The 22,094-nt window shown below is 65.5% G+C and carries 16 protein-coding genes and 1 pseudogene; 8 read left to right on the forward strand and 9 right to left on the reverse strand.

What is annotated here, in order from left to right; translation table 11 throughout:
* The first annotated feature begins 27 nt into the window (after positions 1-27).
* Positions 28-2,199, forward strand: a complete 2,172-nt coding sequence (locus tag QFZ54_RS10100; RefSeq protein ID WP_307089373.1) for a primosomal protein N' — start codon at positions 28-30, stop codon at positions 2,197-2,199.
* A gap of 234 nt (positions 2,200-2,433) precedes the next feature.
* Here the strand turns inward: QFZ54_RS10100 and QFZ54_RS10105 are convergent, their stop codons facing one another.
* The 5 genes and pseudogenes from QFZ54_RS10105 to QFZ54_RS10125 all read right to left on the reverse strand — a co-directional run bounded on the left by QFZ54_RS10105 (position 2,434) and on the right by QFZ54_RS10125 (position 7,452).
* Complete coding sequence (locus tag QFZ54_RS10105) at positions 2,434-2,688, reverse strand: ATP synthase F1 subunit epsilon (RefSeq protein WP_307086866.1); 255 nt, start codon at positions 2,686-2,688, stop codon at positions 2,434-2,436.
* Positions 2,689-2,821: 133 nt separating this feature from the next.
* Positions 2,822-4,303: a F0F1 ATP synthase subunit beta gene (gene atpD, locus QFZ54_RS10110; protein WP_307086868.1), complete on the reverse strand. Its 1,482-nt coding sequence runs from the start codon at positions 4,301-4,303 to the stop codon at positions 2,822-2,824.
* Positions 4,304-4,320: 17 nt separating this feature from the next.
* Entirely contained in the window at positions 4,321-5,226 is a 906-nt protein-coding gene (locus QFZ54_RS10115) for a F0F1 ATP synthase subunit gamma (RefSeq protein WP_307086870.1), read from the reverse strand.
* Positions 5,227-5,347: 121 nt separating this feature from the next.
* Positions 5,348-6,878 (reverse strand): annotated as a pseudogene (gene atpA, locus QFZ54_RS10120) (F0F1 ATP synthase subunit alpha).
* Between the two features lie 4 nt (positions 6,879-6,882).
* Positions 6,883-7,452, reverse strand: coding sequence for a F0F1 ATP synthase subunit delta (locus tag QFZ54_RS10125; RefSeq protein WP_307086872.1), 570 nt, complete (start codon positions 7,450-7,452; stop codon positions 6,883-6,885).
* A 333-nt stretch (positions 7,453-7,785) separates the two neighbouring features.
* On the opposite strand from QFZ54_RS10125, the gene QFZ54_RS10130 reads away from it, so the two are divergent.
* Positions 7,786-8,463 carry a dienelactone hydrolase family protein gene (locus QFZ54_RS10130; protein ID WP_307086874.1) on the forward strand — a complete coding sequence of 226 codons (678 nt, stop codon included), beginning with the start codon at positions 7,786-7,788 and terminating at the stop codon, positions 8,461-8,463.
* A gap of 68 nt (positions 8,464-8,531) precedes the next feature.
* Here QFZ54_RS10130 and QFZ54_RS10135 read toward each other — a convergent pair whose 3' ends face one another.
* Positions 8,532-9,377 (reverse strand): oxidoreductase, encoded by an 846-nt coding sequence (locus QFZ54_RS10135; RefSeq protein ID WP_307086876.1) that lies wholly within the window; start codon positions 9,375-9,377, stop codon positions 8,532-8,534.
* Positions 9,378-9,491: 114 nt separating this feature from the next.
* Between QFZ54_RS10135 and ada the strand changes: the two genes are divergently transcribed.
* Positions 9,492-10,538 (forward strand): bifunctional DNA-binding transcriptional regulator/O6-methylguanine-DNA methyltransferase Ada, encoded by a 1,047-nt coding sequence (gene ada, locus QFZ54_RS10140; protein ID WP_307086878.1) that lies wholly within the window; start codon positions 9,492-9,494, stop codon positions 10,536-10,538.
* On the opposite strand, the gene QFZ54_RS10145 is transcribed toward ada, so the two are convergent.
* Complete coding sequence (locus tag QFZ54_RS10145) at positions 10,514-12,016, reverse strand: S1C family serine protease (protein WP_307086879.1); 1,503 nt, start codon at positions 12,014-12,016, stop codon at positions 10,514-10,516. The genes ada and QFZ54_RS10145 overlap by 25 nt on opposite strands.
* 144 nt (positions 12,017-12,160) lie before the next feature.
* Between QFZ54_RS10145 and QFZ54_RS10150 the strand changes: the two genes are divergently transcribed.
* Together QFZ54_RS10150 and QFZ54_RS10155 are read left to right on the forward strand one after the other, a co-directional pair.
* Positions 12,161-13,711, forward strand: a complete 1,551-nt coding sequence (locus tag QFZ54_RS10150; protein ID WP_307086881.1) for a CpaF family protein — start codon at positions 12,161-12,163, stop codon at positions 13,709-13,711.
* Between the two features lie 513 nt (positions 13,712-14,224).
* Positions 14,225-15,439 carry a PDZ domain-containing protein gene (locus QFZ54_RS10155; RefSeq protein WP_307086883.1) on the forward strand — a complete coding sequence of 405 codons (1,215 nt, stop codon included), beginning with the start codon at positions 14,225-14,227 and terminating at the stop codon, positions 15,437-15,439.
* A gap of 131 nt (positions 15,440-15,570) precedes the next feature.
* Here the strand turns inward: QFZ54_RS10155 and QFZ54_RS10160 are convergent, their stop codons facing one another.
* Positions 15,571-15,756, reverse strand: a complete 186-nt coding sequence (locus QFZ54_RS10160) for a hypothetical protein (protein ID WP_307086885.1) — start codon at positions 15,754-15,756, stop codon at positions 15,571-15,573.
* Between the two features lie 3 nt (positions 15,757-15,759).
* On the reverse strand, positions 15,760-16,308 hold the full coding sequence (gene phaR / locus QFZ54_RS10165; protein ID WP_307086887.1) for a polyhydroxyalkanoate synthesis repressor PhaR: 549 nt from the start codon (positions 16,306-16,308) through the stop codon (positions 15,760-15,762).
* Positions 16,309-16,385: 77 nt separating this feature from the next.
* Here phaR and QFZ54_RS10170 point away from each other — a divergent pair, with 77 nt between their 5' ends.
* The 3 genes from QFZ54_RS10170 to QFZ54_RS10180 all read left to right on the forward strand — a co-directional run bounded on the left by QFZ54_RS10170 (position 16,386) and on the right by QFZ54_RS10180 (position 22,066).
* Positions 16,386-17,381: an alpha/beta fold hydrolase gene (locus tag QFZ54_RS10170; protein WP_307086890.1), complete on the forward strand. Its 996-nt coding sequence runs from the start codon at positions 16,386-16,388 to the stop codon at positions 17,379-17,381.
* A gap of 33 nt (positions 17,382-17,414) precedes the next feature.
* Complete coding sequence (locus tag QFZ54_RS10175) at positions 17,415-18,617, forward strand: acetyl-CoA C-acetyltransferase (RefSeq protein ID WP_307086892.1); 1,203 nt, start codon at positions 17,415-17,417, stop codon at positions 18,615-18,617.
* A gap of 152 nt (positions 18,618-18,769) precedes the next feature.
* Positions 18,770-22,066, forward strand: coding sequence for a TonB-dependent receptor domain-containing protein (locus tag QFZ54_RS10180; protein ID WP_307089375.1), 3,297 nt, complete (start codon positions 18,770-18,772; stop codon positions 22,064-22,066).
* The last annotated feature ends 28 nt before the right edge of the window (positions 22,067-22,094 follow it).

Here is a 22,094-nt window from a genome sequence, read left to right on the forward strand (position 1 = left end):
GTCGATCTGTCCCCATATACCGACATGATGTCGTCCCGAGCCCGTGTCCTGATACTCAACGCCGCCCTCGGGCCGCTCGATTACCGCGTGCCCGCCGGCATGAGCGTCGAGCCGGGCTCGGTCGTGGTCGCACCGCTGGGGCCAAGGCAGTTGCTCGGCGTGGTGTGGGAGGCGGAGCGGATGCCCTCCGATGCGGAGGTCGGCGACAACCGGTTGCGCAACCTGCTCGCGGTCGCCGACGTGCCGCCGCTGGGGGCGCCGTTGCGGCGGTTGGTCGAATGGACGGCGGATTATTACCTCGCCCCGGCGGCGTCGGTGTTGCGCATGACGCTGGCGTCGACTTCGGCATTGGAAGGTGCGCGGACTGCCGTGGAGTACCGGGCAACGGGCGTCGTTCCGCCACGCCTCACACCGCAGCGTGAGCAGGCGCTGGAGCGGATCGGCGATCGCCAGGGTCTGATCCGCGAACTCGCCACGCTTGCCGAGGTCAGCGACGCGGTGATCCGGGGACTGGCAAAGGTCGGTGCGATCGCGGCGGTCGAGGTCAGTATCGACAGCCCCTACCCCGTGCCCGATCCGCAGCACCACGAGCCGACGCTGTCCGAAGACCAGCGTGCGGCGGCCGATGCGCTGGTGGCGGGTGTGGCAGAGCATGCGTTCCATCCGACGCTGCTCGACGGCGTCACCGGGTCCGGCAAGACCGAAGTGTATTTCGAGGCGGTGGCGCAGGCGATCCGCGACGGGCGCCAGACTTTGGTGCTGCTCCCCGAGATCGCCTTGACCGAGCCGTTCCTCAAGCGATTCCACGACCGGTTCGGGTGCGAGCCGATCGCGTGGCATTCGGGACTGCGCTCGACCCAGCGGCGGCGGGCTTGGCGGGCGATCGCCAGTGGTGAGGCGTTGGTGACGGTAGGCGCACGCTCGGCCCTGTTCCTCCCGTACCGCGACCTCGGGCTGATCGTCGTCGACGAGGCGCACGAGACCAGCTTCAAGCAGGAAGAAGGCGTGCATTATCATGCGCGCGACGTCGCGGTGATGCGCGGCAAATTTGAGGGCTGTCCGGTCATCCTCGCCTCCGCCACGCCGGCGATCGAAACGCGGCAACAGGTCGCGACGGGGCGGTACGCGGAGTTGAAGCTCCCGGGCCGGTTCGGGGCGGCAGAGATGCCGACGATCGAGCCTATCGATCTCATCAAGGAGCCGCCCGAGCGTGGTCGCTGGCTCGCACCGCGGCTTGTGAAGGCGATGCAGGCGACGCTGGAGCGGCGCGAGCAGTCGTTGTTGTTCCTCAACCGGCGCGGGTACGCACCGCTGACGCTGTGCCGGACATGCGGGCACCGGTTCCAGTGCCCGAACTGTACCGCTTGGATGGTCGAGCATCGCCTGACGCGGCGGTTGGCGTGCCATCATTGCGGGCATGCCGAACCGACGCCTCGCGTCTGCCCCGAGTGCAAGGGCGAGGACACGCTCGTCGCCTGCGGGCCGGGGGTCGAGCGGATCGCGGACGAGGTGACGGCGCTGTTCCCCGAGGCGAAGACGGCGGTGGTGACGTCCGACACGATCTGGTCGCCGGCCAAGGCGGCGGAGTTCGTTGGGCGGATGGAGGCGGGCGACATCGATATCGTCGTCGGCACGCAGCTTGTTACCAAGGGGTATCACTTCCCCAACCTGACCTTGGTCGGCGTGGTCGATGCCGACCTCGGGCTAGACGGTGGTGACCTCCGCGCGGCCGAGCGGACATTCCAGCAGATCCGGCAGGTGTCGGGGCGCGCGGGGCGTGGCGAGAAGCCGGGGCACGTGTTCATCCAGACGCATAGTCCGGGCGCGCAGGTCATGCAGGCGCTGATCACCGGCGACGCGGATGCGTTCTATGCCGCGGAGACGGACGCACGGAAGGACGCGGGCGCGCCGCCGTTCGGAAGATATGCCGCGATCGTGGTGTCGTCGGAGGACCAGTCCTGCGCGCACGAGACGGCCAAGCTGGTGGGGCGGAGTGTGCCCGAGGTTGAGGGGATGCACGTCTATGGCCCCGCGCCGGCGCCGTTGGCGATGTTGCGGGGGCGACACCGGTATCGGCTGCTGGTCCATGCGCGGCGGGCACTGGACGTGCAGGACGTCATTCGGGATTGGCTGGGGAAGCTGGACTGGCCGTCCAAGGTGCGAGTGACGGTGGACGTCGACCCGTATAATTTCTTGTAAGGGCGGGGCTCCGACCCCCGCGAGGTAATGCCACCCCGGCGGAGGCCGGGGCCCAATCGGGGGACGCAGGTGATATGCGCCGCGCTTCGTTACTTCGACCGTTCCAATTGGGCCCCGGCCTTCGCCAGGGTGGAAGCAGAAAAGTGAGAACTAAGGTTGCTAACCCGCGAAGGCGGGTGGCCAGACTGGGTCCCCGCCTTCGCGGGGACACAACCTTAAGGTCAGTTCGTACGCTTACTCGCCGGCGTGCTCGGCAAGCACCGTCAGGCCCTTGGCGTTGACCTCTGCAAAACCGCCCTTGATCGCGATGACCTCGGGGGTGCCGTTCTCCGTGCGGAAGATCTGGACGCCACCGTCGCGGACCGTCGACATGAAGGGCGCGTGGCCTTCGAGGACGCCGAAATCGCCTTCGGTGCCGGGGACGACGACCATGTAGACCTCCTCCGAGCGGACGAGCTTTTCTGGCGTGACGAGTTCGAAATGCAGCATGTCTGTGTCTCACTCCCCTCCCGCATGCGGGAGGGGCCGGGGGTGGGCTCGCGCCTTCAGCGTCGCGCGACGTGGAGGGCGGGTGCCCACCCCCCAGCCCCCTCCCCGCTTGCGGGAGGGGGAGCAGTAGAAGTTACGCTTCCGCGGCCATCTTTTCGGCCTTGGCGACGGCTTCGTCGATGCCGCCGACCATGTAGAACGCCGCCTCTGGCAAGTGATCATACTCGCCCTCGACCACCGCCTTGAACGACCGGACCGTGTCCTCGAGCTGGACGAACTTGCCGCTGATGCCGGTGAAGACCTCGGCGACGTGGAACGGCTGGCTCAGGAACTTCTGGATCTTACGCGCACGCTGGACGGTGAGCTTATCCTCTTCCGACAGCTCGTCCATGCCGAGAATCGCGATGATGTCCTGCAGCGACTTGTACTTCTGCAGCGTCGACTGAACGGCACGCGCTGTGTCGTAATGCTCCTGGCCGACCACACGTGGCTCGAGCAGACGCGAAGTCGAGTCGAGCGGATCGACTGCCGGATAGATGCCCAGCTCCGAGATCGCACGGTTGAGGTTGGTCGTCGCATCAAGATGCGCGAACGACGTGGCCGGCGCCGGATCGGTAAGATCGTCGGCCGGCACGTACACCGCCTGCACCGAGGTGATCGACCCCTTGTTGGTCGACGTGATGCGCTCCTGCAGCGCGCCCATGTCGGTCGACAGCGTCGGCTGATAGCCCACCGCCGACGGGATGCGGCCGAGCAGTGCCGAAACCTCTGCGCCCGCCTGCGTGAAGCGGAAAATGTTGTCGACGAAGAACAGCACGTCCTGGCCTTCGACGTCGCGGAAATACTCGGCGATCGTCAGGCCCGACAGCGCGACGCGGGCACGCGCGCCTGGCGGCTCGTTCATCTGGCCAAATACGAGCGCGACCTTCGAGCCTTCCGACTGCGGATTTCCGTCGGCATCCTTGGCGATGACGCCTGCGTCGAGGAACTCGTGGTACAGATCGTTACCCTCGCGAGTACGCTCGCCGACGCCTGCGAACACCGAAGTGCCGCCGTGACCCTTGGCGATGTTGTTGATCAGCTCCTGGATCAGCACGGTCTTGCCGACGCCTGCGCCGCCGAACAGGCCGATCTTGCCGCCCTTCGCATAGGGTGCGAGCAGATCGATGACCTTGATGCCAGTAACCAGGATCGCGCTCTCGGTCGACTGATCGACAAACAGCGGCGCCGAGGCATGGATCGGGGCAGTCGTCTCTGCGCCGACCGGGCCGCGCTCGTCGATCGGCTCGCCGATGACGTTGAGAATGCGGCCGAGCGTCTTCGGGCCGACCGGAACGCGGATCTGCGAACCGGTGTCGGTGACGGTCTGCCCGCGGGTCAGACCCTCGGTGGCGTCCATCGCGATCGTGCGAACGGTGTTCTCGCCGAGATGCTGCGCGACTTCGAGGACGAGCCGGTTGCCGTTGTTATTGGTTTCGAGCGCCGACAGAATGGCGGGCAAATTGTCGGGGAAATGCACGTCGACGACCGCACCGATGACCTGCGAGATGCGGCCGGTGTTGTTGGTGGCCTTGGGGGCGAGTGTGGTTCCGAGGGTCTCTGGGGCGGTTGCCATTGTCTGCTTCCTTGGACTTACTTGAGCGCTTCGGCGCCCGAGATGATTTCGACCAGCTCGGTCGTGATCGCGGCTTGGCGGGTACGGTTGTATTGGATCGAGAGGCGCGTGATCATGTCGCCGGCATTGCGCGTGGCGTTGTCCATCGCGTTCATGCGCGAACCCTGCTCAGACGCCGCGTTTTCGAGCAGCGCACGGAAAATCTGGATCGCGACGTTGCGCGGCAGGAGATCGGCGAGGATCGCTTCCTCGTCGGGCTCATACTCGGTCACGGCTTCGGCCGGGGCGTTGGGCCCGCCTGCCTTTGCGCCTTCTGCACCCGGGACGGACGAAATGGGCACGGGCACGATCTGGATGCCGGTCGGAACCTGCACCAGCGCCGACACGAACTTCGCGTAGAACAGATGGGCGACGTCGAACTGACCCTCGCCGAAGCGCTTGATCAGGTCTTCGGAGATTTCCTGCGCGTCGCTGAACGCGAGCCGCTTGATCTGGCCCATCTCGTGGTCGGCGAGGATGTCGTTCGGGAAGAAGCGCTTGATCACGCGCCCCTTTTTGCCCGCGACGTAGAACTTCACAGTCTTGCCGGCCGCGATCAGCTCCTCTGCCTTGCGACGTGCCGCACGGACGATGTTGGTGTTGAACGCACCGGCCAGGCCGCGTTCCGATGTCGCGATGACGATCAGGTGGACCTGGTCCTTGCCGGTGCCCGCGAGCAGCGGCGAAGCGCCCGGCGCGATGCCGACACGCCCCGCGAGGCTCGCCATCACCGCTTCGAGACGCTCGGCATACGGACGCCCGGCAACCGCCGCGTCCTGCGCCCGGCGCAGCTTCGCAGCGGCGACCATCTTCATCGCCTTGGTGATCTTCTGCGTCGACTTCACCGAGCCGATGCGGATCTTGAGGGCCTTAAGTGATGCCATCGTCTCTTCCTGCTCCCTCGCCCCTCCGGGGAGAGGGTTGGGGTGAGGGGCTGCCAGGGGCGGCACCTCGCGGTACTGCCCCTCACCCCGACCCTCTCCCCGCAGGGGAGAGGGAGTTTACTTAAGCGAACGTCTTCGCGAACGCTTCGAGCGCTGCCTTCAGCTTGTCCTTCGCCTCGTTACCCAAATCGCGGGTATCGCGGATCAGCTTCAGCACGTCGGCGTGGTTCGCGCGCATGTCGGCCAGCAGCGCCTGCTCGTAGCGGGTCACGTCGGCGACCGGCACCTTGTCGAGATAGCCGCTGGTGCCGGCGAAGATCGACACGGTCTGCTCTTCGAACGGCAACGGCGAGAACTGCGCCTGCTTCAGCAGCTCGGTCAGGCGCGCGCCGCGGTTGAGCAGCTTCTGCGTCGACGCATCGAGATCCGACCCGAACTGCGCGAACGCCGCCATCTCGCGGTACTGCGCCAGCTCGAGCTTGATCGAGCCCGATACCTTCTTCATCGCCTTGGTCTGTGCGGCCGAACCGACGCGGCTCACCGACAGGCCGACGTTGATCGCCGGACGTACGCCCGAGAAGAACAGGTCCGTCTCGAGGAAGATCTGGCCGTCGGTGATCGAGATCACGTTGGTCGGGATGTACGCCGAAACGTCGCCCGCCTGCGTCTCGATAATCGGCAGCGCGGTCAGCGAGCCGCCGCCATTCGCGTCCGACATCTTCGCCGCACGCTCGAGCAGAGCGGCTGTGGAGATAGAACACGTCGCCGGGATATGCCTCACGGCCCGGAGGACGACGCAGCAGCAGCGACATCTGGCGGTACGCGACCGCCTGCTTCGACAGATCGTCGTAGCAGATCAGCGCGTGCATGCCGCGGTCGCGGAAATACTCGCCCATCGCGACGCCGGTGTAGGGCGCGAGATACTGGAGCGGTGCGGGGTCCGACGCGGTCGCGGCGATGACGATGGTATATTCCATCGCGCCATTCTCTTCGAGCGTCTTGACGAGCTGGGCGACGGTCGAGCGCTTCTGGCCGATCGCGACATACACGCAATACAGCTTCTTCGACTCGTCGTCGCCGGCGTTGGCGATCTTCTGGTTGATGAACGCGTCGATCGCGACGGCCGACTTGCCGGTCTGGCGATCGCCGATGATCAGTTCGCGCTGGCCGCGGCCGACGGGGACGAGGGCGTCGATCGCCTTGAGGCCCGTCTGGACCGGCTCGCTGACCGACTGGCGCGGGATGATGCCCGGCGCCTTCACTTCGACGCGGCTGCGCTCGGTGGTGTGGATCGGGCCCTTGCCGTCGATCGGGTTACCGAGGCCATCGACCACGCGGCCGAGCAGCTCCTTGCCGATCGGCACGTCGACGATCGTGCCGGTGCGCTTGACGATGTCGCCTTCCTTGATCTCGGAATCGCTCCCGAAGATCACGACGCCGACGTTATCGGCCTCGAGGTTGAGCGCCATGCCCTGCACGCCGTTCGAGAATTCGACCATCTCGCCGGCCTGGACGTTGTCGAGGCCGAAGATGCGCGCGATGCCGTCGCCGACGCTCAGCACCTGGCCGGTCTCGCTGACCTGGGCCTCGGTGCCGAAATTGGCGATCTGATCCTTGATGATCTTCGAGATTTCTGCGGCGCGGATATCCATTAGCTTAGCCCTTCATCGCGTGCGCGAGAGTGTTGAGACGCGTCTTGATCGACGAATCGATCATCTGGCTGCCGACGCGGACGACGAGTCCACCCAGCAACGATGGGTCGACGCTGAGGTCGACGGAAACTTCACGGCCGACCCGCTGGCGGAGCTGATGCTTCAGCTCGATCACCTGCTCGTCGGTCAGCGGATGCGCGGACGTCACCTCGGCGGCGATCTCACCGCGATGCTGCGCGGCAAGTGTACGGAATGCCTTGATGATCTTCGGCAGCGCGCCCAGCCGGTGGTTCTCGGCGAGGACACCGAGGAAGCTCTTGGTAGTCGCATCGACACCGAGTTCGTCGGCGACCGCGGAGACTGCCTTCACGGCGGCGCCACGCGACACCATCGGGCTGGACGTGAGCGTACGGAAGTCTTCCGACTGCGTCAGCGCGTCGCGCACGTTCGCCAGGCTCGACTCGACCGCGTCGATCGTCTTCGCGTCACGTGCCAGTTCGAACAGGGCCAGCGCATAACGCCCGCCCAAGCTCGCCTGAATAGCGCCGCCGACATTACCGGGGGATGTCTCCACGGACCTTTGAATCCTCGCCTGAAACCGAAAATAGTGCCGCCCCATGGGGGAAGAGGGCGCGAAAGCACCTCTCATGGGACGCGGCGCGGGTAGCATCGGGTTCGCGGATTGGCAACCCGGCCGGAGGGTCGGGGCGAGCGGTTTGTGACTGTTTTGTCATTCGCCGAAGGTTGGAAGGCTCCAACCTTGCCCCTCGCCGTCATCACCGCACAAGCGGGGATCCCTATCCTCCGGACCCAGCGCTTTCACCACACGGCCTGCCACTATGGGTTCCCGCCTCCGCGGGAATGACGATAATGGTGACGAATTGGATCACACGACGAGGACGAGAGCATGACCGGCATGATGGAAACGATGACGATGTCCGACGGCGCGAGCGTTGCGGTCTATCACGCGCAGCCAACCGGCGAGCGCCGCGGTGGCCTCGTGCTGGTGCAGGAGATTTTCGGCGTGACCGACCACATCCGCGACCTGTGCGACGAATACGCCGCCGACGGTTACGAGGTGCTGGCACCGGCCTTGTTCGATCGCGAGCATCCCGGTTTCGAGGCGGACTATTCGGGTGATGGCCTCGCGCGCGGTGTCGAACTCGCCCGCCAGCTTCACCCGTTCGAGCTGTCGCTGAAGGACGTCCAGACCTGCATCGACACACTGGCACCGGCAGGCCCGGTGTTCGTGGTCGGCTATTGCTATGGCGGTTCGGTCGCGTGGTTCGCCTCTACCAAGCTCACCGGCGTCGCGGCGGCGAGCGGCTATTACGGGAGCATGATTCCGGCCGCGGCGGACGAGGAACCCAAGGTGCCGGTGATCCTGCACTTCGGTCGCCACGACCACGGCATCCCGATGGAAGGCGTCGAGCAGGTCATCGCCAAGGATTGGCCGAACGCGACGGTGTATGTCTACGAGGCTGGCCACGGGTTCAACTCGGACCGCCGGAAGGATTATCACGAGCCGAGTGCGGACCTGGCGAAGCAGCGCACGCTGGAGCTGTTCCGCGCGAATGGGGGCTGAGCGCTCTTCTGCTCCCCTCCTCACTTCTGCCCCCCCTCCCTTCCAGGGAGGGGAGCAGTAAGCGCCGCTCACTCCGCCGGGAAATCCGCCCCCAAGCTCGCCGCCTTGTGCGCCTCGATCTCCTTCAACCGCCCGGCCATCTTCTCGACGACCGCATCATACCCCCAGCGTCCCAGCACCAGATGCCGCGGCGGGTTCGCATCCTCGGTCAGTGCGATCATCGCCTCGCCCGCCCGCACCGGATCGCCGGCCTGCGTCCCGCTGACCTCGCGCGTGCTGTCGAGCCGCTTGCCCGCCGTCTCGGCATAATCCGCAATCGCCACCGGAGTCTGCTTCAGCGACCGCCCCGCCCAATCCGTCCGGAACGGCCCCGGCTCGACGCACGTCACGGCGATCCCCAGCGGCGCAACCTCCGCGAGCAGCGAATCCGAGAACCCCTCCACCGCATGCTTCGACGCAGCATAGTAGCCCGAGCCCGGAAACCCGACCAACCCCGCGACCGAAGTGATGTTGATGACATGCCCGCTCTTCTGCGCCCGCATCACCGGCAGAACGGCGCGCGTAAGGGCGAACAGCCCGAACACGTTCGCATCGAACTGCGCGCGGATCTCGGCGTCGTCGCCCTCCTCGATCGACGCCTGATAACCATAGCCCGCATTGTTCACGAGCACGTCGATCCGCCCGAATTTGGCCTTGGCCTGCGCGACTGCATCGTCGATCTGAGCCTGATCGGTGACGTCGAGTGACACGGCGAGCGCACGATCCTCAACGCCGTCTGCAAGGTCGGCAACCCGCCCCGCATCCCGCGCGGTAACCACCGCCCGCCAACCGCGCGCGAGCACGAGCTTGGCGAGTTCGCGACCGAAACCGGTCGAGCAGCCGGAAATGAACCAGACGGGCGTGTCGGAGGCCATGAGACATCTTTCGTTATGGGGTATGCACGGAAGAACGGCCGGGCCGCCCATTCGGGTCCGCTTTGATCGCAAGCCGCGGGATGCGCGCGCGTCGCGACCGGCTATACCGATCCAATGAGCACCGCCCCTGACGACGACACCGCCTGGACCGCGTTCGAAGCCCGCGACCGCGCGTGGGACGGCCGGTTCGTCGTAGGCGTGAAGACCACCGGCATCTACTGCAAGCCGAGTTGCCCCGCGCGCCACCCCAAGCGCGAGAACGTCACCTTCCACCCCGATCCGCCAAGCGCACGTGCCGCCGGCTTCCGCGCATGTTTGCGCTGCACCCCGGACGAGGTAGGCCGCGACCGGATCGCCGTCGCCGCCGCCGTCGCGCTGCTCGAAGCCGCCGAGGACCGCCTCTCGCTCGACGCGATCGCGGCGAAAGTCGGCTACGCGCCGCATCATTTCCACCGCCTGTTCAAGCGCGCCACCGGCGTCACGCCCGCCGCGTATGCCCGCGCACTGCGCACCGGCCGCGCGGTCGACGCCCTATCGGAGGATTCGACCGTGACCGAAGCGATCTACGACGCGGGCTATTCCGCCCCGAGCCGCTTCTACGAGGCGGATGCGAAACGGCTGGGCATGGCCCCCAGCGCGTGGGCGCGCGGCGGCGAAGGCGTCACGATCCGCTGGACGGTCGCCGACACGAGCCTAGGCCCACTGTTCGTCGCGGCAACCGACAAGGGCCTGTGCCGCGTATCCTTCGATGAGGATGCCGAAGTACTCCGACGCCGCTTCCCCAACGCCCATATCGAGCAGGGCGACAAATCGCTTGCCGACCTAGCCGCGCAGGTCGTTGCGGCCGTAGAGTCCCCCGAACGCGACCACGACCTCCCGCTCGACGTCAGAGGCACCGCGTTCCAGGAAGCCATCTGGCAAGCCCTGCGCACCATCCCGATCGGCGAGACCCGCACCTACAGCGAACTCGCAGCGCTCGCCGGCCGCCCCGCCGCGGTCCGCGCTGCCGGCACCGCGTGCGGACAGAACCCGGTCTCGATCGTCATCCCCTGCCACCGTGCACAACGCATCGGCGGTGCGCTCGGCGGCTACGCGTACGGGCTGGACCGCAAGCGCGCGCTGCTGGCGGCGGAAGCTCAGCGCGCCGACTTGCAGGAGTAGACCAGCTTCTCGTTCGGTAGAGGCGGCAGCACCGCGCGGACCGCCGCCTGCTGCCCGGCGAGCCGTGCCAGCGCGGCATCGTCCATGTTGCAGACGTTCGGCACGACACCCCGCGCGGTCCGCGCCGCGTCCATCCCCGCCGCCGACAGCAGATAGCGCGTGTTCGAATAGATGCGTGTCGCCGGATCGAACGACAGGACGGATACGGTCTGCTCTGCATCGGGCACCAACACGCGGTCCCAGCGGCTGTTCGCGCCGACATACTGCGTCTTGCCGTTCATGCAGCCCTTGGCACCCCAGTCGATCGGCACGTCCTCGCTGGACGAGATCGTAATCCGGCTTCGTTCCGGGATCAGCGTGCAGATCAGCTTGCCGAGCGCAGCATCCGGCGTCGATATCCGCGTCTTAGGCAGCGCGGACAGCGGCACGTCGACTTCGCCCGAAGGCCGCAGCACGAACACGACGATCGCGACCAACACGCTCAGTCCGCCGATACCCAGCGCCCACACCGCCTGCCGCCGCTGGCCACGCGATTCGAGCAACCCAGCGCTCCCGATCACCAGCGCACCGGCGACCAGCAGCAGCCCGGCAATCGCCATGACGTTCTCGCGCGCGCGTCCCGCCTCGGTCCGCGCCTTCTCCAACGCAATCTCGCGAGTCATCGCATCCTGCGTCGCCGCATCGCGCTTGGCGGATGCAGCATCGGCCGTCGCCCGCGCATCCGCATCGGCGTCCTGTCGCAGGCGATCCTCGATCGACGTGCACCCGGTCCCGATCGACGCATAAGGCTGTTTCGCATCGCGCAGGAAACCGGCCAGCTCGGTATCCGCGATCGCGAAGCCGAACGTCGAATCGCCCTCTTCGCCGCGGGTGATCGCCGAATTCACGCCGATCACCCGCCCACAGCGGTCGAGCAAGGGGCCGCCCGAATTACCACGCGCGATGCTCGCCGTGTGCAGCAGAACCTCGACGTTGCTCAGCACCCGCCGCCCGGAAAGCACGCCTTCCGACCGCACCGGCGTCATCGGCCGGATGTAATCGGCCGCCGATCGCGCGGTCGCCAAGTCGACGTTACCGGGGAAGCCGAGCGACACCACCGCGTCGCCCTCACTCATCGGCCCGGTATAGAGCGCGCTCGGCGGCAAGCGCGCGCCGGTGAACTCGATCAGCGCCAGGTCGCGCTGCGAATCATACGCGATCACCTTGCCCTGGTAGGATTTGCTGCCCTCGGTCGGGACGATGCCGACGACGACGTTGTCGGGGTAGCGCTCGGCAAGGTCGACGACGTGCGCGTTGGTGACGATCCGGTTGGGGGCGATCGCGAAGCCGCTGCCATGGCCGAAGCCGACCACCTGGTCGTCGACCACCGCGATCGTGACGACGCGCACCACGCCGCGCCCGGTGGCGGCGATGTCGTCGGCCGATGCCGAGCTGGCCAACCCGAAGGTGAGCGCGAGAAGGAGCAGCAGGCGGATCATGCGCCTGCCTTCGGGGAGTTCGCGGCGGCGATCAACCCTGACCATCGCACCGCACGACACCGGCCCTTTCACGTGCCTGTTTTGGTTAGCAAATTATCAAGTCTTCGCGCCTAACCCGGTGGGCATTCATCCAGGGACACAGGCATGAGCGCATTCGGGCGTCGTAATGGCATCGGCGGGGGGCAGTCGGCCCGTCCCGCATTCGGCGTCGCGCGTCCGATGCAGGGAAGCTCCATCCCGGGCGGCAGTCCGGTGGCGCGCGCCGAACCCGAAGGCGGCGCACAATTCCCGCCAATCGATTCGTTGCCGATGCCCGGCGAAACCGAAGGCTTCGACCCCGGCACGATGCCCGCCGGCCAACTCGACGCGATGCAGCGCCTGTCCGACCGCCAGAATGCAAGCGGCGAGGCCGCCAACAGCCGGACCGAGGGCTTCGAACAGTCGATCCACAAGATCAAGGAACAGGTCCTCCCGCGCCTGCTCGAACGCGTCGATCCGGAGGCGGCGGCGACGCTCAACAAGGACGAGCTGGCCGAGGAATTTCGCCCGATCATCGGCGAAGTGCTCGCCGAGCTGAAGCTGACGCTCAACCGCCGCGAGCAGTTCGCGCTGGAAAAGGTGCTGGTCGACGAACTGCTCGGGCTCGGGCCGTTGGAAGAGCTGCTGGCGGATCCGAACATCACCGACATCATGGTGAACGGCCCCGACCAGACCTATGTCGAGCGCAAAGGCAAGCTCGAACTCGCACCGATCCAGTTTCGCGACGAAGAGCATCTGTTCCAGATCGCCCAGCGGATCGTGAACTCGGTCGGCCGCCGCGTCGACCAGACTACCCCGCTTGCCGATGCCCGCCTCAAGGATGGCTCGCGCGTCAACGTGATCGTCCCGCCGCTGAGCTTGCGCGGCACGGCGATCTCGATCCGTAAGTTCTCCGCGAAACCGATCACGCTCGACATGATGGCAGGCTTTGGGTCGATGTCGCCGAAGATGGCCACCGCGCTGAAGATCGCGGGCGCATCGCGGTTCAACGTCGTGATCTCGGGCGGTACCGGTTCGGGCAAGACGACGATGCTCAACGCGCTTTCGAAGATGATCGACCCCGGCGAACGCGTGCTGACGATCGAGGACGCCGCCGAGCTTCGCCTGCAACAGCCGCACTGGCTCCCGCTCGAAACCCGCCCGGCCAATCTGGAGGGCCAGGGCGAGATCAGCATCCGCGACCTCGTCAAGAACGCGCTGCGTATGCGTCCCGACCGGATCATCCTCGGCGAGATACGTGGCGCGGAGTGTTTCGACATGCTCGCGGCCATGAACACGGGTCACGACGGATCGATGTGCACCCTCCACGCTAACTCCCCGCGCGAGGCGCTGGCGCGTATGGAGAACATGGTGATGATGTCCGACATCAAGGTGCCGAAGGAAGCGATCTCGCGCCAGATTGCCGACTCGGTCGAGCTGATCATCCAGGTGAAGCGCCTACGCGACGGCTCGCGCCGGGTGACCAACATCACCGAGGTTATCGGGATGGAGGGCCCGGTGATCGTCACGCAGGAACTGTTCAAGTTCGAGTATCTGGACGAGTCGGCGGACGGGAAAATTCTGGGCGAATACCGGTCGATGGGATTGCGGCCGTACACGCTGGAGAAGGCCAAGCAGTTCGGGTTCGACCAGGCGTATCTGGAGGCGTGCCTGTAGCGGACGTCGCTATCGGCGCCCACCTCCCCGATGAAAATTGCTGCGGCGGCACAGGCTAAGGTTTCGACCCCGGCGGAGGCCGGGGCCCAGGTGGGGGACAGTAATAACTGCGAACGGCGCTTTGTTACTCCCACCTTTCCAACTGGGCCCCGGCCTCCGCCGGGGAGTAGTTTGCGTCCGTTGCCCACATCCTGAGTTGATCTTCGCTGGGCTGGTATGGGTCGCGCAAGTCGCGCAATGTTGATCGGAGCAAGCGCTCGCCCCGTCTAACGTTCCCTCGCGAACGCGGGGGTCCAGGAGTCACGAACACCGACACCCGTGACCCTGGGCTCCCGCCTTCGCGGGAGAACAAGGATTGTTAAGCCGAGCCAGCAGAGTCACATCGAAAGAAAGCTTGCAGCGCGCAATCGAGCCGGTCCTGCCAACGAGTCTTGCATCCCACCCCTCACCCGACCCCGCCTGGACCAAGCGCCCGCTTGTACCGATCCCCCGACCCGTTAGGGACAAGCCGACATGCGCCGCGCCCTCTTCATGCTCGTCCCGCTGCTGGCGGTCCTCATCGTTTCCGCGCGCGAGCCCGCGAAACCGGTCGCCAGCATCTCCCCCGCAGCACGCGACCGCGGCGTCTACTACCTCGCCGACGACGCCGAAGCCCACTGGGTGCCCTTCGATCTCACCCCCGGCAATCAGATGCGCTTCACGATGCGGCTCGAAGGCCGCGCGGTCACCGCGATCCTCGATAGCGGCGTCAGCTACACCTTGCTCGCCAAGGCCTCTCCCGCCGTCGACACCACCAAGCTTGTCGCCGGCGGCAGTGCGCGGGCGATCGGCGGGTCGGTCGAGCTGGGCTGGATGCCGACGCGGACGCTCGCGATCGGCGGCCTCGCCCGAACCGGCGGCGGTGTCACCGTCACCGATCTTCCGGCGATCGCCACCGGTAGCGCCTCGGCGGTGGACCTGCTCGTCGGCGCGGACCTGTTGGCTGGGCATGCGCTCGACATAGATTACGCCGCGCATCGTTTTCGCCTGCTCCCCTCAGGCCGCCTTCCGTTCAAGGGCGCGACGGCGCCGCTACGCCTTTCCACCGAACGCAGCGTGTACGAAAGCGTCGCGACGCTGGGCCGTCGGCGGCTGACGCCGATGATCGTCGACACCGGCGACGGGTCCTCGGTCACGGTCACGGCGGCCGGCTGGAAGGCGGCCGCGCTGACCGTCCCATCGACCACGGCGATTTCGTTCGGGCTCGCCGGACCGGCGGTCAGCGGCCTTGCGATCGTTCCCGAGCTTCGCGTCGGCGAACTCACGGCGCGCTCCACCGAAGTCCGGATCGAACCCGCGGGCGGCTTCTCGCAAGCGATCGGCGCGGCCGGTCGGATCGGGTCGGGCTTCCTCCAGAACTACCGCGTGCTGCTCGATCCTGGTGCGCGCCGCATGGTGTTTAGCCGCAGCAACGATGCCGATACGCCGCCGCTTCGCTCGACCAGCGGATTGCTCGTCGGTATCGAAAAGGAGCGCCTGAAAGTCCTCCATGTCATGCGCGGCGGCCCTGCGGCGGCGTCCGGCTGGAAGGACGGCGACCTGATCTGCACGATCGACGGCACGCGTATCACGACCAGCTATGCGACCAGTCCGCTCGCGTCCTGGTCGGCGGGCGAACCCGGCCGTATCGTTACGCTCGGCCTCTGCGACGGCACGATACGGCCGCTGACGCTCCGGCGCTTTTACTAGGGCGGACCGGGAAGCCCCCCCCAATCTTGGACGAGACAACATTGCGGAGGAAAGCTTTACCGCTAGTCGCCCCGGTAAGGCGCGCACGGTCTAACCCAGCCTACCGGTCAATCGGCTAGAACGAGCAAGCCTCAAGTCTTGAACGCGAGCCCAACCGTGACCGCCAGCCCGATCAGTGCCAGCATCTGGACGGTCGGCCAGTCCACCCAGCCTACCGAATCCGGATCGCGCCGCCGTCGCCGTCTGCGTTCGCCCAGCCCGGCGACGACGGCGAGCGCGGCCAGTCCGCCGCTCGCACTCCACAACACGGGACTCATCGTTCAGCCGAGCTTCTCGACCTTTTCCTGGAGTTTCGCGAGTTCGCTGCGCAATGCCGCGATCTCGTCGTCCTTGCTGGCGGCGGGTGCGGCTGCGGGTGTGGGGGCGGGCGGCGTCATCGCCTGTGCCGCCACGTCGAACATCGCAAGGTTGCGCTTGGCGATATCGGCAAACGGCGAGTTCGCGAATGCACCCTCGACCGCCGACTTGAACTGGTCGTGGTTCCGACGGAAGCTGTCCATCGACGCTTCCAAATAGCCAGGCACCATCGTCTGCATCGAATCACCGTACATCGAGATCAGCTGGCGAAGGAAATTCACCGGCATCATCGTCTCGCCGCGGCTCTCTTCTTCCATGATGATCTGCGTCAGGACGTTATGCGTGATGTCCTCGTCCGTCTTCGCATCGACCACCTTGAAGTCGCGGCCTTCGCGGGTCATCGTCGCCAGATGATCCAGCGTGATGTAGGATGAAGACTCGGTGTTATAGAGCCGCCGATTGGCGTATTTCTTGATGATGACGATTCCGTCGGCAGCCGGTTGCTTCTTCATGGATCCCCCGTCTTATGTTTGAAACAGAGGCTACAGTCTTTGATGACGCACCGCAACACGGTCCAAGACCCCTGCCCTTGTTCCTATCCGTGCTGCGCAGCGAGACCGCAGCATCGCCCGAACGGATGGCCCGCGCCCTAGCGGGTTTGCGCGCCTATCAGGCCGCACCGCGAGAGAAACGCCCCGATCCGAACCCTGCGATCCACCGTGCCGGCCGCGTCTCGTTACGCGATTACGGCGGCGAAGGTCGTCCCGTCGTGTTCGTCCCCTCGCTGATAAACCCGCCCGATATCCTCGATCATTCGCCTGCGTCTTCGCTGGTGCAATGGATCGCCGCGCAGGGGTTTCATGCCTGGCTGATCGACTGGGGATCCCCCGGCAGCGAGGACCGCGACCTCGATCTGGCGGCGCATGTCGAGCGGTTGCTGGTCCCGCTGCTGCGGGCGCTGCCCGAGCCGCCGGTGTTGATCGGCTATTGCCTCGGCGGGACGCTAGCGCTCGGTGCTGCTGCGATCACGCCGACCGCCGGAGTCGCGACGATCGCCGCCCCCTGGCATTTCGAGGGCTACGGTGAAGGCCGCCCCACACTCGCCGCGACCTGGGCCGCCGTGCAACCCGCCGCGACGATGCTCGGACTGCTGCCGATGGAAGTCCTGCAAGCCGGCTTCTGGCAACTCGACCCGACACGCACCATCGCGAAATACGAAATGTTCGCCGACCTTGCCCCCGACAGCGGCGCGGCGCGCGCGTTCGTCCGACTCGAGGATTGGGCAAACGCAGGCCCCCCCCTCCCCTACGCCGCCGCCGCCTCGCTGTTCGAGGACTGCATCGCCAACGACCTCCCCGGCAAAGGTGAATGGATGATCGCCGGCACACCGGTCGATCCGCTCGCACTCGCCTGCCCGACCGTCGAATTCGTCTCGCTGACCGACCGTATCGTCCCCGCCGCCACCGCGATCGGCCTGGCCGACCGCCGCGATCTCGGCGCAGGCCATGTCGGGATGGTCGTCGGTCGCCGTGCCCGCGCGCAGCTCTGGGAACCGTTAGCCAACTGGATCACGGCGCTCGGCTGACCTACATGGGATCCAAACAAAGAGGATCCCGACATGACCGACCCACGTCCAACCGCCCCTCTCCCCGGCGACGTCGTCATCACCGCCGCCAAGCGCACGCCCGTCGGCAGCTTCCTGGGTGCGTTCGCGACCACCCCGGCCCACGAACTCGGTCGCATCGCGATTGAAGCCGCGCTCGAACAGGCGGGCGTCACGGGCGCAGACGTATCCGAAGTGATCCTCGGCCAGGTCCTCACCGCCGCGCAGGGCCAGAACCCCGCCCGCCAGGCCTCGATGGCGGCCGGTGTCCCGAAGGAGATCCCTGCCTGGGGCGTCAACCAGGTCTGCGGTTCAGGCCTCCGCGCGGTCGCACTTGCCGCTCAGGCAATCCAGACCGGCGACGCGACCATCGTTGTTGCGGGCGGCCAGGAGTCGATGTCGCTGTCCGCGCACGCCCAGTCGATCCGCGGCGGCCAGAAGATGGGCAACCTTAGCCTCGTCGACACGATGGTCAGCGACGGCCTGACCGACGTCTTCAACGGCTATCACATGGGTATCACCGCCGAGAACCTCGCCGAGCAATACCAGGTCACGCGCGCCGAACAGGACGCCTTCTCGGTCGCCTCGCAGAACAAGGCCGAGGCCGCACGTGGCTCAGGGAGGTTCAAGGACGAGATCGCCCCCGTCACGATCAAGGGCCGCAAGGGCGACACCGTGGTGTCGGACGACGAATACATCCGCGCCGGCGCGACGATCGAGAGCGTTTCGGGCGTGAAGCCCGCGTTCAAGAAGGACGGCACGGTCACCGCTGCGAACGCGAGCGGCCTCAACGACGGCGCCGCCGCACTCGTGATGATGCGCCGCGACGAAGCCGAACGCCGCGGCTCGCCGATCCTCGCAACGATCAAAAGCTGGGCCTCGGCCGGCGTCGACCCGTCGATCATGGGCATCGGCCCCGTCCCAGCGACCAAGCGCGCGCTGGAGAAAGCCGGCTGGACGCTAGCCGACCTCGACCTGATCGAAGCCAACGAAGCCTTCGCCGCGCAGGCCCTGTCCGTCGGCAAGGAACTCGGCTGGGATGCGAGCAAGGTCAACGTCAACGGCGGCGCGATCGCGATCGGCCACCCGATCGGCGCGAGCGGCGCGCGCGTCCTGACGACGCTGATCTACGAGATGCAGAAGCGTGATGCGAAGAGGGGTTTGGCGACGCTGTGCATCGGTGGTGGCATGGGGATTGCTATGTGTCTGGAGAGGTAGAAAACTGACCTTATGTTGCGGGAATGTGACAGTAATATACTAAAGTGGCAAAAAAATTTAACATTCAGCCATTAACCATTGCGCATCCGCTGGCTTTAGCGGCAACTTGCCCCCGTTCAGCGCCATAAAGGCCTGTAAACGGGGGTTAATTGATGGTGATTTCTCGCTTAGCGAGCGCGACTGCGCTCGCCGGTACTTTGTTTTTCGTACCTGGCCTGGCGGCTGCACAAACACAGCCGAACAGCGTCGAAGTACCCTATGGTCCGGCTCAGGCAGGTGCCGCTACGACTCCACCCGCGCCTGCGACGGGCCAGAGTGGATCATCTGACAGCACGGACCAGACAGCGGCTCCCGACGATGAAATCACGGTCACCGGGTCGCGCATTCGCGTCAGCCGCAAGATCGACGCCGCCGTACCCGTGACGACGATCACGGCGGCACAGTTACTCGGTACGCGAGGCGACGTTTCTCTCGGTGACGCGCTCAACCAATTGCCGCAGCTTCGCTCGACGTTCAGCCAGGCGAACTCGACGGGCAGCATCGGCACCGCGGGTCTCAGCCTGCTCGATCTGCGCGGGCTGGGTACCGCGCGGACGCTGACGCTGGTCAACGGACGTCGCGTCGTGACAGCGGTTCCCGGCAACTATACGCCAGACGTCAACACGATCCCCTACGATCTCGTGGAATCGGTCGATATCGTCACCGGTGGCAACTCGGCAATCTACGGATCCGATGCGATCGCCGGCGTCGTTAACTTCCGCCTGCGCAAGGATTACGAAGGCCTGAAACTTCGCGGCCAGGGCGGCGTGACATCGTACGGCGACCGCGGCACCTATCTCGTCAGCGGCGTTGCCGGCCACAATTTCTTCGACGGGAAGATCAATCTTACCGCCTCGGGCGAGTATTCCCGCGCAAACTCCGTCTTCTACAAGGATCGCGACTATCTCGGTGCGTTCAGTGGAACCCCGGCCTTCATCACCACACAAAGCACGTCTGCCCCTAATCGCAATTTCGATGGTGTACCGAATACGTCGTTCGTCCCCCGTGGCAGCGTATTCAGCAATCGCTCGACCGGTGGCAGCGTCATCACGTCATGCCCCGCAACGGCAACCGCGGCAAACCTTGCTCAGCGGACCAATGTCTGTACCGGGCAGTTGTCGCCTACCGGTGGTCCGATCGCCTATACCTATGTCTTCCAGCCCGATGGCTCACTCGCTCGTGACAGCAACATCACCGACCTTCGCTCGATCGGCGGTGGCGTGCTGGGCGGCTTCGGCGCCACAGGCGTCGAGGATGCGATGCTGCTGCCGAAGAACGAAAGGTATGTCGCCAACATCAATTTGAGCGGCAATTTCTCGCCGGCTTTCAAGCCGTTCATCGAAGCGACGTACGTCAAGGTGGATGTCGAGCAGCAGTCGACCCAGCCGACCTTCACCGGGGGCACGTTGTCATCCACCTTCAGCGTCAACAACCCGTTCCTGTCCGCAGCGAACCGTGCAACGCTGACGTCGATCCTGGCACCGGGCGCGACCAGTTTCACGCTGAACCGTTTCAACAACGATTTCGGCACGCGCTCGGAGTTCCACAACCGCGAAACCTATCGTGGTGTGATCGGGGTCGAGGGCGACATCAGCAAGACCGGTAACCTGCACTACGAAGTTGCTGGAAACTACGGTCGCACTGAGAACCGATATCGGACGGGCGGCAACGTCCTGCTCGCCAATTACGGGCGCGCCATCAATGCCGTCGTCGCGCCCGCCAACTATGCCGGTAGCAACTTCGTGCAGAACGCAGCTGGGCAACGCGTGGTTTGCAGCGTCAATGCCGATGCCAACGCAGCTAACGACGATGCCAACTGCGTCCCGCTGAACCTGTTCGGTGCGAACCGTTACGACAGCCGCGCGCTAGGCTACACGCTGTACACGTCGACCCGCGATCAGTGGGCCGAGGAAATCGACGTGACGGCTTCGCTGTCCGGCGACTCGTCCGGCTTGTTCAGCCTGCCTGGCGGCCCCGTCGGCTTCGCCTTCGGTGGCGAATATCGCCGCGAGGACGCGTTCTCGGGACAGGATCCGGTTACGGCATCGGGCGCGACCTTCCTCAACCCCGCCTCGACGTTCGATCCCCCATCGGTCAACATCAAGGAACTGTTCGGCGAGCTTCGCGTACCGCTGCTCGCGAACATTCCGTTCATCCACGAACTGACGATCGAGGGCGCCGGACGCGTTTCCGACTATGGCGGCAACACCGGTTCGGTCGTTGCATGGAACGCGGGCGGTATCTGGGCGCCATTCCGCGACCTGCGATTCCGTGGCACGTTGGCGCGGTCGGTCCGGGCGCCAAATCTGTCCAACCTGTACGCGACCGCGGCGACAACGTTCGTGAACGGTCTGACTGACCCCTGCGATCAGCCCGGCGGCACCAACTCCGGCAATAACATTACCGCCAATCCCAACCGCGTCGCAAACTGCGCAGCGGCCGGGATCCCGACGACGATCACGTTCGCCGACCCACAGTCGGGCGCGCAGCTGGTTCGTCCCTGGACGAACCAGTCGCCATCGGGTGTCGCTGGCGTCAATCAGGGCAATCTCGGCCTGACCCCTGAAATCGGCTACAGCTTTACAGTCGGCACAATCTACACCCCGCATCAGGTTCCGGGTCTGAGCCTCAAGGTCGAATATTATAACATCCGCGTAAAGAACGTTATCTCCGGCCTGACCGGACAGGCGATTATCAACCGCTGCTATGACGACACGAACGGCATCGACAACACGTTCTGCGCCGCAGTCTTCCGTCGCGCAACGGGGGATCCCACAACCAACCTGACCTTCAACGGCCAGACGTCGCGAACGATCGACCAGGCGCAGTTCACCTTCCCGACCACGGGCAACGGCATCGGCTTCATCAACCAGCCGTTCAACTTTGCGCAGCTGAAGACGCGGGGTATCGATTTCGATGCCAGCTATGCGCGAGAGTTTAGCGAAAACTGGGGTGTGAACGTCCGGTTCCAGGTTAGCTACGTCATGGATCGGCTGAACTACGCCTACATCACCGAGCCGGAGCGGTACGATCGTCTGGACAGCACGCTGGGTGATCCGCGTTGGCAGGGTGCCTTCAATGCTGCGGTTCATTCGGGACCGATCGAACTGTCCTACAATGCGCGATACGTCGGGAAGCAGATCGTTTCAGGTCTGGTGTACGAAACCTTCTTCGCATCGCAGGGCCGCCCCGCGCTTAATCCCGACGCGCGTCCGTTCGTGTATTACGATCCAATCGTCTATCACAATGCACGCATCAACGTTCGGGCGAACGACAAGTACCGCTTCTTCTTCGGCGTCGACAACCTCACCAACGAATTGCCGCCGTACGAATTGACCGGAACTGGCAACGACGCGATCTATCCGAACACGGGTCGGTACTTCTATGCTGGTGCGGAATTCAAGTTCTGAACTTTAGGCTTTGAGATACCCCTGGGGC

The organism is Sphingomonas faeni (genome assembly GCF_030817315.1).
GTDB classification, from domain to species: Bacteria; Pseudomonadota; Alphaproteobacteria; order Sphingomonadales; family Sphingomonadaceae; genus Sphingomonas; species Sphingomonas faeni_C.